The following is a 14,803-nucleotide window of genomic DNA, read 5'->3' on the forward strand; positions in this document are numbered from 1 at the left end:
CTTAATCGACCTCGACCGTGACGTCGACCAGCGACGGACCGTTGAGCCGCTGCAACGCCGAGGCCACCGCCTCCGGTTCCAGCAGACGCAGGCAATTGTAGTGGCCGAAGCGGCAGGTGCGGTCGAAGCACGGGCTGCATTCCAGCCCCAGGCGCACCACCTCGACCTGGTCGGCCAGCGGTGGGGTGAAGCCCGGCGAGGTCGACCCGTACACCGCCACCAGCGGGCGATTGAGCGCTGCAGCCACGTGCATCAGCCCCGAATCGTTGGACACCACCGCATCGCTGCACGACAGCAGGTCGATCGCCTCGGCGAGCGAGGTCTCGCCGCTGAGGTTCACCGACTCTTCACGCAGGCCCGGGATCAGCCACTCGCGGATCGATTCACCTACCGCATGGTCGTTTTTGGAGCCGAACAGCCACACCTGCCAGCCTTCGCGAATCTTGATTTCCGCGACCTTGGCGTAATGCTCCGAGGGCCAGCGCTTGGCCTCGCCGAACTCGGCGCCGGGGCACAGCGCCAGCACCGGGCGGTCCAGGCTCAGGCCGAACTTGGCCAGCGCCGCATCGCGGCTGGCGGTCTCGATCTGCAGGCTGGGGCGCGGGTAGGGTTTGGGCAGCTCGGCACCGGCGGGGTAGCCCAGGGCCATGAAGCGCTCGATCATCAGCGGGTAGCGCGCCTTGTCGAGGGTGCGCACATCGTTGAGCAGGCCGTAGCGCAGCTCGCCACGCCAGCCGGTGCGCTGCGCGATACCGGCAAAGAACGGCACCAGCGCAGACTTGAGCGAATTGGGCAGCAGGATCGCCTGGTCGTACTGACCGGCCAGCGACTTGCCGATGCGCCGGCGCGTGGCCAGTTCCAGCGCGCCGTGGCCGAGCGGGAAGCTCAAGGCCTGGCGCACTTCGGGCATGCGCTCGAGGATCGGGCGGCTCCATTCGGGTGCCAGCACATCGATCACGCACGCAGGGTGACGCTGCTTCAGCACATGGAACAGCGTCTGCGCCATTACCATGTCGCCCACCCAACTGGGCCCAATGATCAAAATTCTCATGCTTTATCCAGAAACGATCAGGGAGGCTACAGCCTGTTTTCCAACAGCCTGGCCTCCCCTCTTTATAATCAGGCGTGGTGCGACCAGTGTACGCCACTCAGTGTAGGACGTGGTCGCCGCCGCTTCATTGCGCCGTATCGCCTGGTGGCTGTTCAGCCCGCGTTCAGGTCAACCCCAGCTCGCCCCAGATGCGCCGTACCTGCCGGCGCTCGTCGACGAACTGCCCGGCGTCGATCACCCCGGCCTGCTTCTGCAAGGCCTGGCGGTGCGCGGCGGAGCGGAAGGCCTTGTACACTTCACGCAACAAAATTGCATCGCTGGCCGGCATCAGCCCGACCTCCTCCAGCCCTTCGAGAATGCGGATGTTGTCGGTGTAGCGCAGCAGTGCCGGGTGCGTGTGGGACCAGGCCAGGGCCGCGTATTGCACCATAAATTCAATATCGACGATACCACCGGCATCCTGCTTGATATCGAAGGCAACCCCGCTGTCGAAGGCGTTGGGCCCAAGCCCGGCCTGGGTCGCCCGGGTGCCGAGGTTGTCGCGCATCTTGGCGCGCATGTCGCTGACTTCGGCCCGCAGCTTGTCCAGGTCGCGGGCCTGTCCCAGCACCTGCGCCCGCACCCCCTCGAAGGCCGCCCCCACCTGCGGGCAGCCCACCAACACCCGCGCACGCACCAGTGCCTGGTGTTCCCAGGTCCAGGCCTCGTTGCGCTGGTAGCGCTCGAAGGCGCCCAGCGAACTCACCAGCAAACCCGAAGCGCCGGACGGGCGCAGGCGCATGTCCACGTCATACAGCTGGCCGGAGTTGGTCTGGGTGGTCAGCAGGTGAATGATGCGCTGACCCAGGCGGGTGAAGAACTGCGCACTGTCGATGGGCTTGGCGCCATCGGTCTCGGCCTGGGGGTCACCGTCGTGGATGAACACCAGGTCCAGGTCCGAGCCGTGGCCCAGCTCGATGCCGCCGACCTTGCCATAGCCGACGATGATGAAGCCGGGGTCGCACAGGCTGCCATCGCTGCGCTTTGGCTGGCCATGACGCGCCACGGTCTGGCGCCAGGCCAGGGCCAGCACCTGGTTGAGAATGGCTTCGGCCAGCCAGGTCAGGTAGTCGCTGACCTTCATCAGCGGCAGGTTGCCGGCGATTTCCGAGGCGGCCACGCGCAAGCTGTGGGCCAGCTTGAAGTGACGCAGCGCTTCCATCTGCTGTTCAAGGTCATCCTCGGGGATGCGCGTGAGACGCTCGCGCAGCTCGGCGGCCAGCTCCGGTGCTTGGGGCGGGCTGAACAGGCGGCCTTCGTTGAGCAGTTCATCGAGCAGCAGCGGGAAGCGCGTGATCTGCTCGGCGATCCACGGGCTGGCGGCGCACAGGGTCAGCAGGCGGCGCAACGCACCGGGGTTTTCGGTCAGCAGCACCAGGTAGGCCGAGCGCCGCGCCACGGCCTCCACCAGCGGTAGCACGCGTTCGAGCACCAGGTCCGGGTCGGCATGCTCCACCGCCTGCGCCAGCAGGCGCGGTATAAAGGCATCGAGGCGTTCGCGGCCCAGGCGCTGCATGGCACGCAACTGCGGGCTGGCGCGCAGGCTGGCCAGCTGCTTGAGCGCCCTGGCCGCATCGGCGAAGCCGGCGTCGGTCAACTGACGGCAGGCGGCCTCTTCGTCCTGGGCTTCTTCCCACAGCGGCAGCCACTCGCCACCGACCACCACTTCGCCCTCTTCGCCTTCCTCTTCATCGGGGTCGGCGATCACCTGGCGGAAGTGCCAGTCGATGCGCCCGCGCCAGTGCATCAGTTGCGCGTGGAAGCTCGCCCAGTCGGCAAAACCGAGCATGAAGGCGATACGTGCGCGGTCCAGTTCGTCGTCGGGCAGCATCTGGGTCTGGCGGTCGGCGATGGCCTGGATGGCGTGTTCGGTATAACGCAGGAACTCATAGCCCTCGCGCAGCTCGCTCACTACCGCCGGCGGCAGGTAGCCCTGGCCTTCGAGCGTCGCCAGCACCTTGAGCAACGGTCGCTGCTGCAGGCTCAGGTCGCGCCCGCCGTGGATCAGCTGGAACGCCTGGGCGATGAACTCCACCTCGCGGATGCCACCGGCGCCCAGCTTGATGTTCTCGGCCATGCCCTTGCGCCGCACCTCCTGCTGGATCAGCTGCTTCATGGTGCGCAGCGCCTCGATCGCCGAGAAGTCCAGGTAGCGCCGGTACACGAACGGGCGCAGCAGGTCCTGCAGCTGCGCGCCGGCCTGCTGGTCGCCGGCCACCACACGGGCCTTGATCATGGCGTAGCGTTCCCAGTCGCGGCCCTGGTCCTGGTAGTACTGCTCCAGTGCATTGAAGCTGAGCACCAGCGCGCCGGACGAGCCGTAGGGGCGCAGGCGCATGTCGACGCGGAACACGAAGCCGTCGACGGTGATCGGGTCCAGCGCCTTGATCAGGCGCTGGCCCAGCCGGGTGAAGAACTCCTGGTTGTCCAGCGGGCGCTTCACGCCCACGGTTTCGCCGCCCTCGGGGTAGGCGAAGATCAGGTCGATGTCCGACGACAGGTTCAGTTCCACCGCCCCCAGCTTGCCCATGCCCAGCACCACCATCTGCTGGGGCAGGCCGCTGCGATTGCCGGTGGGGGTCCCGAACTGCGCGCACAGGCGCGGGTACAGCCATTGATACGCCTGGTCGATGGCGGCATCGGCCAGTTCGGACAGGTCGCGGCAGGTCTGCACCAGGTCGGCCTGGCGGGTCAGGTCGCGCCAGATGATGCGCACCTGCTGGCGGGTGCGCTGGCGGCGCAGGTTGCGCGCCAGTTCGTCTTCGCTGCCGGCGGCCTGCGCCGCACCGGCCACCTGGGCACACAACTCGCCGGCGGCGAAGGCGCGGTCGAGCTCGCCGCTGGCGGCCAGGGCCAGCAGCATCGCCGGGTCGCGCACGCTCTGTTCAAGCACGAAATCGCTGGCTGCCGCCACGCGGGCGAACTCGGCCCAGCGCTGCTCGTTCCAGTCGTCCAGGCTCAGCCCGTCGACGGCCGCGACGGCGTTGCGCAAAGAGGTGGCATTACGGCTGACCAGCGGTTGCAGGGCAGCGGGCAGTTCGGCCAGCAGGGGCAGGCTCATGGTCTATCCTTGATCGGCGTGAAAGGGTTGGTGGCACTTGGGCAAGGGAACTCGGCGTACGGTTCGACTGTCGTACAAAGGTCATAAATAGCTGAAAAACGTAATTCTTTGATAGAAATCATCGCAAACAACCGCATGCCGACCAGCTTTTAACCACCGGTATCGTTTTATCCCACAACCCGAACAGGGGCCACGAGCCTTATCCGTGTAGTTTTACTACTGCTTTTTTACTGTCAACGCATGTAATGAGGATCGATTTGTAGTAAAACTACACGCCGCCGGTACAACGCCCGGTAATCCAAGAATTTCATGTCGTCTGCCCAAAAGGCCAGTCGCAAACTCAGGCAACCGATTCTGGAAGCCTTTCCGCCCTGGAGCAAGCCATGCAAGACCTCGATCCCGTCGAAACCCAGGAATGGCTGGACGCCCTGGAGTCGGTTCTCGACAAAGAAGGCGAAGACCGCGCTCACTATCTGATGACCCGTATGGGCGAGCTGGCCACCCGTAGTGGCTCCCAGCTGCCGTATGCCATCACCACGCCATACCGCAACACGATTCCCGTCACCCACGAAGCACGCATGCCTGGCGACCTGTTCATGGAACGCCGCATTCGCTCGTTGGTCCGCTGGAACGCGCTGGCCATGGTAATGCGCACCAACCTGAAAGACTCGGACCTGGGCGGCCACATCTCCAGCTTCGCCTCCAGCGCCACGCTGTACGACATCGGCTTCAACTACTTCTTCCAGGCCCCGACCGACGAGCACGGCGGCGACCTGATCTACTTCCAGGGCCATGCCTCGCCGGGCGTCTACGCCCGTGCCTTCATGGAAGGCCGCATCAGCGAAGACCAGATGAACAACTTCCGTCAGGAAGTCGATGGTCAAGGCCTGTCGTCCTACCCGCACCCGTGGCTGATGCCTGACTTCTGGCAGTTCCCGACCGTTTCGATGGGTCTGGGCCCGATCCAGGCGATCTACCAGGCACGTTTCATGAAGTACATGGAAAGCCGCGGCTACATCCCTGCCGGCAAGCAGAAGATCTGGTGCTTCATGGGCGACGGCGAGTGCGACGAGCCGGAATCCCTGGGTGCGATCTCCCTGGCAGGCCGCGAGAAGCTGGACAACCTGATCTTCGTCATCAACTGCAACCTGCAGCGCCTCGACGGCCCGGTTCGCGGCAACGGCAAGATCATCCAGGAACTCGAAGGCGTGTTCCGTGGTGGTGGCTGGAACGTCAACAAGGTGGTCTGGGGCCGTTTCTGGGACCCACTGCTGGCCAAGGACGTCGACGGCATCCTGCAGCGCCGCATGGACGAAGTCATCGACGGCGAGTACCAGAACTACAAGGCCAAGGACGGCGCGTTCGTCCGTGAGCACTTCTTCAACACCCCGGAACTCAAGGCCATGGTCGCCGACCTGTCCGACGACGAGATCTGGAAGCTCAACCGTGGTGGCCACGACCCGTACAAGGTCTATGCAGCCTACCACCAGGCGGTCAACCACAAGGACCAGCCTACGGTCATCCTGGCCAAGACCATCAAGGGTTACGGCACCGGTGCTGGCGAAGCCAAGAACACCGCGCACAACACCAAGAAGGTCGACGTCGACAGCCTGCGTCACTTCCGCGATCGTTTCGACATCCCGGTCAAGGACGAAGACCTGGAGAACCTGCCGTTCTTCAAGCCTGAAGAAGGCAGCGCCGAAGCCCGTTACCTGAGCGAGCGCCGTTCTGCCCTGGGCGGTTTCGTGCCACAGCGCCGGGCCAAGAGCTTCAGCATCCCGACCCCGCCACTGGAAACCCTCAAGGCAATCCTGGACGGCTCGGGCGACCGTGAAATCTCCACCACCATGGCCTTCGTGCGCATCCTCGCGCAGCTGGTCAAGGACAAGGAAATCGGCCAGCGCATCGTCCCGATCATCCCGGACGAAGCGCGTACCTTCGGTATGGAAGGCATGTTCCGCCAACTGGGCATCTACTCGTCCGTCGGTCAGCTCTACGAGCCCGTCGACAAGGACCAGGTGATGTTCTACCGCGAGGACAAGAAGGGCCAGATCCTCGAGGAAGGCATCAACGAAGCCGGCGCCATGTCGTCGTTCATCGCCGCCGGTACCTCGTACTCGAACCACAACCAGCCGATGCTGCCGTTCTACATCTTCTACTCGATGTTCGGCTTCCAGCGTATCGGCGACCTGGCCTGGGCCGCTGGCGACAGCCGCACCCGTGGCTTCCTGATCGGCGGTACTGCCGGGCGTACCACCCTCAACGGTGAAGGCCTGCAGCACGAAGACGGTCACAGCCACATGCTGGCCGCGACCATCCCGAACTGCCGCACCTATGATCCGACCTACGGCTACGAGCTGGCGGTGATCATCCAGGACGGCATGAAGAAGATGACCGAAGAGCAACAGGACGTCTTCTACTACATCACCGTGATGAACGAGTCCTACCAGCAGCCTGCCATTCCGGCCGGTGTCGAGGAAGGCATCATCAAGGGCATGTACCTGCTCGAGGAAGATACCAAGGACGCAGCGCACCACGTCCAGCTGATGGGCTCCGGCACCATCCTGCGCGAAGTGCGTGAAGCGGCGAAGATCCTGCGTGAAGAGTTCAACGTCGGTGCCGACGTGTGGAGCGTCACCAGCTTCAACGAACTGCGTCGCGACGGCCTGGCCGTGGAGCGCAGCAACCGCCTGCACCCTGGCCAGAAGCCCAAGCAGACCTACATCGAGGAGTGCCTGGGCGGCCGCAAGGGCCCGGTCATCGCCTCTACCGACTACATGAAGCTGTTCGCCGAGCAGATTCGTCAGTGGGTACCGAGCAAGGAATTCAAGGTCCTGGGTACCGATGGCTTCGGTCGCAGCGACAGCCGCAAGAAGCTGCGTCACTTCTTCGAAGTCGACCGTCACTTCGTGGTGCTGGCTGCCCTGGAAGCCCTGGCTGACCGTGGCGAGATCGAACCGAAGGTCGTGGCCGATGCCATCACCAAGTTCGGCATCGACCCGGACAAGCGCAACCCACTGGACTGCTGAGGAGTATTTTTAAGTGAGCGAACTCATTCGCGTACCTGACATCGGCAGCGGTGAAGGTGAAATCATCGAGCTGTTCGTCAAAGTCGGCGACCGTATCGAAGCCGACCAGAGCCTGCTGACCCTGGAGTCGGACAAGGCCTCCATGGAGATCCCGGCCCCCAAGGCCGGTGTGATCAAGGCCCTGAAGGTCAAGCTGGGCGACCGCCTGAAAGAAGGCGACGAACTGCTGGAACTGGAAGTCGAGGGCGCCGCTGCGGCGCCCGAGGCACCGGCTGACGCTGCGCCTGCCGCCGAACAAAAGCCTGCTGCCGCCCCGGCTGCAGAGGCTGCCCCGGCACCGGCCGCTGCACCTGCGGCTGCCACTGTGCAGGACATCCACGTGCCGGACATCGGCTCGTCGGGCAAGGCCAAGATCATCGAGCTGCTGGTCAAGGTCGGCGACAGCGTCGAAGCCGACCAGTCGCTGATTACCCTGGAGTCCGACAAGGCCTCGATGGAAATCCCGTCGCCAGCTGCCGGCGTGGTGGAAAGCATCGGCGTCAAGCTCGAAGACGAAGTCGGCACTGGCGACTTCATCCTCAAGCTCAAGGTCCAGGGCGCCGCCGCGCCAGCAGCGCCTGCCGCTGCTGCACCGGCTGCCAAGGCTGAAGCGGCCCCGGCTGCTGCGCCTGCCGCCGCACCGGCTGCCAAGGCCGAAGCCGCACCGGCCCCGGCCGCTGCGCCAGCGCCAAGCGGTGCCAAGGTTCACGCCGGCCCTGCCGTGCGTCAGCTGGCCCGCGAGTTCGGCGTCGAGCTGAGCGCCGTGGCTGCCAGCGGCCCGCACGGCCGCGTGCTCAAGGAAGACGTGCAGGTGTACGTCAAGGCCATGATGCAGAAGGCCAAGGAAGCACCGGCTGCCGGCGCGACCGGTGGTGCGGGCATCCCGCCGATCCCGGCAGTCGACTTCAGCCGCTTCGGTGAAACCGAAGAAGTGCCGATGACCCGCCTGATGCAGGCTGGCGCCACCAACCTGCACCGCAGCTGGCTGAACGTGCCGCACGTGACCCAGTTCGACAGCGCCGACATCACCGAGCTGGAAGCCTTCCGCGTTGCGCAGAAGGCCGTGGCCGAGAAAGCCGGCGTCAAGCTGACCGTGCTGCCCTTGCTGCTCAAGGCCTGTGCGCACCTGCTCAAGGAACTGCCGGACTTCAACGCGTCGCTGGCCCCTAGCGGCAAGGCGATCATTCGCAAGAAGTACGTCAACGTCGGTTTCGCCGTGGATACGCCAGACGGCCTGCTGGTCCCCGTGATCAAGAACGTCGACCAGAAGAGCCTGCTGCAGCTGGCTGCAGAAGCGGCGGCCCTGGCTGAAAAGGCCCGCACCAAGAAGCTTTCTGCCGACGACATGCAGGGCGCCTGCTTCACCATCTCCAGCCTCGGTCACATTGGCGGCACCGGCTTCACGCCGATCGTCAACGCGCCGGAAGTGGCGATCCTGGGTGTGTCCAAGGCCACCATCCAGCCGGTGTGGGATGGCAAGGCGTTCCAGCCCAAGCTGATGCTGCCGCTGTCGCTGTCGTACGATCACCGCGTGATCAACGGTGCCGCTGCCGCGCGCTTCACCAAGCGCCTGGGCGAGCTGCTGACCGACATCCGCACCATGCTGCTGTAACTGCTGCACGCCGTGCTCCCCTGCCGGGGAGCACGGACACTGTTTTCGAGCTGCCACGCTCGTACCTCAACCCCGCCATCTGGCGGGGCTTTTTTTGCCTGCGATTCATGCCGTGCCGCTCAACGTCCCACCTTGAGCGGCACCGCCAGACGCAATCCGTCTCGGCATTACTGAAGAATTTGTACCTGTCAGCCGATACAGATCAAGCCAGGCCACTCTATTGCTTGTCAGCCTCAAGCACATGATGCAACCTTGCTCAAACGCGTAGCAGCACTTCGCCCAGCCCGCGCCAACAGCCTTCTTGAAGCGAGCTTCCCATGAAAAGCCAACCTGATGCCGCCAGCCGTACGGTGGCCGAGGTAGTGACGCAGTTGCCGGTGCCTTCGCGGCTCGGCATGCTGCGTTTCGAGCGGCTGAATGAGGCCAGCTGGGCCATGCTGTTCCTCGACCCGGGCTGCGAGCGTCAGTTCGGCCAGGCGGCCGTCGACCTGTGTGCGCTGATCGGCTCGCCCTATGCCAGCCTGATGGAGCCCGAGGCACGCTACAAGCTGCACGACACCATCGAGCTGCAACTGGCGCAGCGTCCGTACTACCTGGTGCGTTATACCCTGCACACCAGCCTGGGCCCGCTCAATATGCTGGAGCTGGGCGAAGCCTACCGGCAGCACAACCGCCAGTTGCTGCGCGGCTATCTGCTGGTGCTCGATGCCCAGCCCAACGACACACCCGACCTTTCGGCGGCAGAACTCGAAACCCGCAACAACCGCCTGCAGATCGCCCTGCAGCTCAACCAGCAGGCGCAGCAGGAACAGCTCGAGCACCTGGAGCGTGTACGCGCCCAGCAGGACCTGATCCTGCGCCTGGCGCGCCAGCGCTACAGCGCCGACAACTCGCTGCAGGAAGCCGCCGAGCTGATCACCCGCAGTGCCTGCGAAATCTACAGCATCGACTGCGCCAGCATCTGGTACCTGGAAGGCCAGCAACTGGAACCGATCTCGGCGTTCTACCGCGCCACCCAGGAGTACCGCCTGCCCGAGGCGATCGATGCCGGGCGATTTCCCGACTACCTCGAGGCGCTGCACACCAGCCGCGCCATCGATGCGCACAACGCGGCGCGCGACCCACGCACCCGCGAAATCTCCGAGAGCCTGCGCCAGCGCGGTATCCACGCCATGCTCGATGCCAGCATCCGCATCGACGGCCAGGTGGTCGGCGTGCTCTGCCTGGAACACAGCGGCTCGACCCGGGCCTGGCAATCGGATGAAATCGCCTTTGCCGGTGAGCTGGCCGACCAGTTCGCCCAGGTCATCAACAACCACAACCGGCGCACCGCCACCAGCGCCCTGCACCTGTTCCAGCGCGCGGTGGAACAAAGCGCCAACGCCTTTCTGCTGGTCAACCGCGATGGCGTGGTGGAATACGTCAACCCCAGCTTCACCGAGATCACCCAGTACACACCCGAAGAGGTGCATGGCCACCGCCTGTCCGAGCTCACCGCACTGGAGAACCTCAGCGAGCTGCTGTTCGACTCGCCATCGAGCCTGGCCATGGGCAACAGCTGGCAGGGCGAATTCAAGAGCCGGCGCAAGAACCTCGAGCCCTACTGGGGTCAACTGTCGATCTCCAAGGTGTATGGCGACAACCGCGAGTTGACCCACTACATCGGCATCTACGAAGACATCACCCAGAGCAAGCTGGCCCAGCAGCGCATCGAACGCCTGGCCTACACCGACAACCTCACCAGCCTGGGCAACCGCCCGGCGTTCATCCGCAGCCTCGACGAGCGCTTCGAGCGCGACAGCGACAGCCCCATCTGCCTGCTGCTGGTGGACATCGACAACTTCAAGCGCATCAACGACAGCCTCGGGCACCAGACCGGCGACAAGCTGCTGATCAGCCTGGCCCGGCGCCTGCGCAACAGCCTGAGCCCCGGTGGCAGCCTGGCGCGCTTTGCCAGCAACGAATTCGCCGTGCTGCTGGAGGACAGCAGCCTGGATGCCGGCCAGCAGGTGGCCCAGCAGTTGCTCAACACCCTCGACAAGCCGATGTTCGTCGACAACCAGCTGATCAGCGTGACCGGCTCGGTGGGCCTGGCGTGTGCGCCGCTGCACGGGCGCGACCCGCAGACCCTGATGAAGAACGCCGGCCTGGCCCTGCACAAGGCCAAGGCCAACGGCAAGCACCAGGTGCAGGTGTTCACCGAGGCGCTCAACGCCGAGGCCAGCTACAAGCTGTTCGTGGAAAACAACCTGCGCCGCGCCCTGACCCAGAACGAACTGGACGTGTTCTACCAGCCCAAGCTGTGCCTGCGCAGCGGCCGCCTGCTCGGCCTGGAGGCCTTGCTACGCTGGAACCACCCGGAGCGGGGCATGATCCGCCCCGACCAGTTCATCAGCGTGGCCGAGGAAACCGGGCTGATCATCCCCATCGGCAAGTGGATCGCGCGCCAGGCCTGCCGCATGAGCCAGCTGCTGAGCACCGAGGGCATGGGCAACCTGCAGGTGGCGATCAACCTGTCGCCCAAGCAGTTCTCCGACCCGGAGCTGGTCAGCTCGATCGCCAACATCCTCAAGGAAGAAGCCCTGCCGCCACACCTGCTGGAACTGGAACTGACCGAGGGCCTGCTGCTCGAAGCCACCGAGGATACCCACCGCCAGCTCGACGAGCTCAAGCAACTGGGCCTGACCCTGGCCATGGACGACTTCGGCACCGGCTACTCCTCGCTCAGCTACCTGAAGAAATTCCCGATCGACATCATCAAGATCGACCGCAGCTTCATCCACGAGATCCCGGACAACCAGGACGATATGGAAATCACCTCGGCAGTGGTGGCCATGGCTCACAACCTCAAGCTCAAGGTGGTGGCCGAAGGCATCGAGACCGCCGAACAGCTGGCGTTCCTGCGCCGCCACCGCTGCGACGTCGGCCAGGGCTACCTGTTCGACCGGCCGATCCCCGGCAGCGAGCTGATCGAAAAACTCAAGCGCTATCCGCGTGGCCCAATCGCCTGACAGCGGCGAAACACTCGGGCACACTACGGGTCTACCCCCTACACATCCTGCCTTGAAGAGGAACCGCCCATGGTCCTGCGCTCGGAGATTCTGGTGAACAAAAACGTACTGCCTGCCGCCGAACAGGCGCTGCCGGGTCGCGAGACCCCGATGACGCTGCCCGAGAAGCATTTCGTGTTCGAAGACACACCGCTGCTGGGCCCGTTCTTCGAAGACGTCGATTTCGCGATCTTCGGCCTGGGCTGCTTCTGGGGCGCCGAGCGGCGCTTCTGGCAGCGTGAAGGTGTGGTCAGCACCGTGGTCGGCTACGCCGGCGGTTTCACCCCCAACCCCACCTACGAAGAAGTCTGCTCGGGCCTGACCGGCCACACCGAAGTGGTGCTGGTGGTGTTCGACAAGGCCAAGGTCAGCTACCAGGACCTGCTGACCATGTTCTGGGAGCTGCACAACCCCACCCAGGGCATGCGCCAGGGCAACGACGTCGGCACCCAGTACCGTTCGGCCATCTACTGCACCAGCCCCGAACAGCTGGAACTGGCCGAGGCCAGCAGGCAGGCTTACCAGGCCGAGCTGAACAAGGCCGGTTTCGGCCAGATCACCACCGAGATCGCCCAGGCACCGACCGTGTACTTCGCCGAGGCCTATCACCAGCAGTACCTGGCCAAGAACCCGAATGGCTACTGCGGCATCGGCGGCACTGGCGTGTGCCTGCCACCCAGCCTGCAAGGCAACTGAGGCCACGCCATGAGCACACCGAGCATGACCCTGTTCCATGCCGCCGCCTCGCCATTCGTGCGCAAGGTTCGCGTGCTGCTGCACGAGACCGGGCAGGCCGAGCGGGTAGCCCTGCATCCCGTCGACCTGAGCCCGATCAAGACCGATGCCGAGCTGAACCTGGGCAACCCGGCGGGCAAGATCCCGGCGTTGCGCCTGGAGGACGGCACGGTGCTGCATGACAGCCGCGTGATCGTCGAGTTTCTCGACCATCAGCATGTGGGCAACCCGCTGATCCCGCGCGAAGGCCCGGCGCGCTGGCGGCGCCTGACCCTGGCGTCGCTGGCCGATGCGATCATGGACGCGGCGGTGGTGGCGCGCTACGAGACCTTCCTGCGCCCTGAGGACAAGCGCTGGACGCCGTGGGTCGACGCCCAGCAGGACAAGATCCGGCGCGCGCTGGCGCACCTGGAAGACGAGCACCTGGCCGAACTGGCCTCGGTGTTCGACGTAGCGGCAATCGGGGTGGCCTGCGCGCTGGGCTACATCGACCTGCGCCTGCCGGACCTTGGCTGGCGCGAGCGCCAGCCGAAACTGGCAGCCTGGTATGCCGAGGTGAGTCAGCGCGAATCGATGCTAAAGACCGCCCCTTCTGTGGCCTGATCGGGCCTCATCACGGGTCAAGCTCACCCCCACAGATCTGCTGCTGCCCTTGAGGCTTGTACCGGACCTGTGGGAGCGGGTTTGACCCGCGATGAAGTCGACGCTGATCTCGGCAGCCCAGATCAATCTGATTTCCCCCACCATCACAGCCCCCAGCGTGCGTTCCTCTCTCAATCCGCTCATTTCAAGATCCCCTGCCCAACCTGATACCAGTCCAGGCGGCGTGTCAGCACCATGAACACCCCAAGCAGGCCGAACAGCAGCAACGAGCCCATCAGCAGCGCGTAGTCCTCGGCGCCCAGCAGCCCGTACAGCATCGCGTACAGCACCAGCAAGCCCGCCGCAAACCCCAGCCCGCGCGCCAGGCTGCGCAGCACGTGGCACAGGTAGAAGCCGATCAGCAGCACGCAGCCGCCCGCCGACAGCGCATACGCCAACCCGAACCCCAGGTGCTCCGACAACGACAGCAACAGCAGGTAGAAGAACGCCAGGGCCACACCCACCAGCGCATACTGGATCGGGTGCACGCTGAGGTTCTTGAGAATCTCGAACAGGAAGAACCCGGCAAAGGTCAGCGCAATGAACAACAGCGCATACTTGATCGCCCGCTCGCTCTTGAGGTACTGGTCCACCGGGTCGACGAAGCTCACGCCGAAACTGCGCCCGTGAAAGTCGTCGCAGGCGTTGTTGACCACACACTGGGTCAGCGCATCCTCCAGGTTGGTGGAGAAGAACGAGGTCTGCCAGCGCGCGCTGAAGCCGTGGGCGTCGATCTCGCGGCTGATGGGCAGGTAGTTGCCGATGAAGCTTGGATGCGGCCAGTTCGCCGCCATGTTCACCGTGGTGCTGCGCCCTAACGGCAGCACATGCAGGCGCCCGGTGCCCTGCAGGCTAAGGTCGAAGGCGTAGTCCAGGCGGGTCTCGGCGCGGCCGTCGAGGTCGGGCAGCGTCACGTGCACACCGCCGCCCAGCCAGCCCAGCCCCGTGCCCGCGGCGAAGGCCAGCGACTGGCCATTCACGTTCAGTTCCAGGCTCTTCTCGATACCGCGGATATCGCTGATGCCCACGGCCAGAAACGCCGGGTCGAAGCGGTAATCGTCGAAGTCTTCGGTGATGCCCCACTGCGCCGGCACCTTGAATTGCCCGCTGATGCGGTTGTCGGCGTGGAACAGGCGCGCCTGGTAGATGCCCCGCGAACGCAGCTCGGTGTCGACCTTGGCGTCGACCTCCAGGGTTTCGGGCAGAAAGTACAGATGCCCGGCCACCGTGCTGGTCTGCTGCTGGGTGCTGCCATCCACGGTTTTCCAGGTGCGCTGGATCTTGCGGTACGGCACCACCAGCAGCGGCCCGCTGATCTGCTGGCTGTAGCTGGAGCTCTGGGCGATGTCCTCGACCACACTGTCGCGCTGCTGCTGGCGGTCCTGGATCAGGCCGCCGATCATCAGCAGGGGTATCAGCAGCAACACGATCAGAAAGGCGATGGCGCCCAGTTTGATGCTCAGGGTTCGGTTCATGGGCAATGGCTCCGGTTTCGATGGAGCCAGTCTGCCCGCCGTGCATGGAGCGGGTTGGGCGCTTGTGTGG

Annotated in this window: 8 protein-coding genes; 5 read left to right on the forward strand and 3 right to left on the reverse strand. The window is 64.8% G+C overall.

Annotation, left to right across the window (positions count from 1 at the left end; translation table 11 throughout):
* Position 1 precedes the first annotated feature (1 nt).
* Together waaF and glnE are read right to left on the reverse strand one after the other, a co-directional pair.
* Positions 2-1,051 (reverse strand): lipopolysaccharide heptosyltransferase II, encoded by a 1,050-nt coding sequence (gene waaF / locus FW760_RS05525; protein ID WP_043863657.1) that lies wholly within the window; start codon positions 1,049-1,051, stop codon positions 2-4.
* Positions 1,052-1,214: 163 nt separating this feature from the next.
* The gene (gene glnE / locus FW760_RS05530) at positions 1,215-4,151 is read right to left on the reverse strand and encodes a bifunctional [glutamate--ammonia ligase]-adenylyl-L-tyrosine phosphorylase/[glutamate--ammonia-ligase] adenylyltransferase (RefSeq protein ID WP_446443687.1); all 2,937 of its coding nucleotides are present in this window, start codon (positions 4,149-4,151) and stop codon (positions 1,215-1,217) included.
* Positions 4,152-4,534: 383 nt separating this feature from the next.
* Here glnE and aceE point away from each other — a divergent pair, with 383 nt between their 5' ends.
* From aceE to FW760_RS05555, 5 genes are all read left to right on the forward strand, one after another.
* Positions 4,535-7,180 (forward strand): pyruvate dehydrogenase (acetyl-transferring), homodimeric type, encoded by a 2,646-nt coding sequence (gene aceE, locus FW760_RS05535; protein WP_043863655.1) that lies wholly within the window; start codon positions 4,535-4,537, stop codon positions 7,178-7,180.
* A 13-nt stretch (positions 7,181-7,193) separates the two neighbouring features.
* On the forward strand, positions 7,194-8,831 hold the full coding sequence (gene aceF, locus FW760_RS05540) for a dihydrolipoyllysine-residue acetyltransferase (RefSeq protein WP_058541811.1): 1,638 nt from the start codon (positions 7,194-7,196) through the stop codon (positions 8,829-8,831).
* 317 nt (positions 8,832-9,148) lie between these two features.
* Positions 9,149-11,842, forward strand: coding sequence for a sensor domain-containing phosphodiesterase (locus FW760_RS05545; RefSeq protein ID WP_043863653.1), 2,694 nt, complete (start codon positions 9,149-9,151; stop codon positions 11,840-11,842).
* 69 nt (positions 11,843-11,911) lie between these two features.
* Complete coding sequence (gene msrA / locus FW760_RS05550) at positions 11,912-12,577, forward strand: peptide-methionine (S)-S-oxide reductase MsrA (RefSeq protein ID WP_043863652.1); 666 nt, start codon at positions 11,912-11,914, stop codon at positions 12,575-12,577.
* Between the two features lie 9 nt (positions 12,578-12,586).
* Positions 12,587-13,219, forward strand: a complete 633-nt coding sequence (locus FW760_RS05555) for a glutathione S-transferase (protein ID WP_088514275.1) — start codon at positions 12,587-12,589, stop codon at positions 13,217-13,219.
* 179 nt (positions 13,220-13,398) lie between these two features.
* Here the strand turns inward: FW760_RS05555 and creD are convergent, their stop codons facing one another.
* A complete protein-coding gene (creD, locus tag FW760_RS05560) occupies positions 13,399-14,733 on the reverse strand; it encodes a cell envelope integrity protein CreD (protein ID WP_446443688.1) in 1,335 nt (444 codons plus the stop codon).
* Between the last annotated feature and the right edge of the window lie 70 nt (positions 14,734-14,803).

Source organism: Pseudomonas sp. 1176_21 (assembly GCF_052850635.1).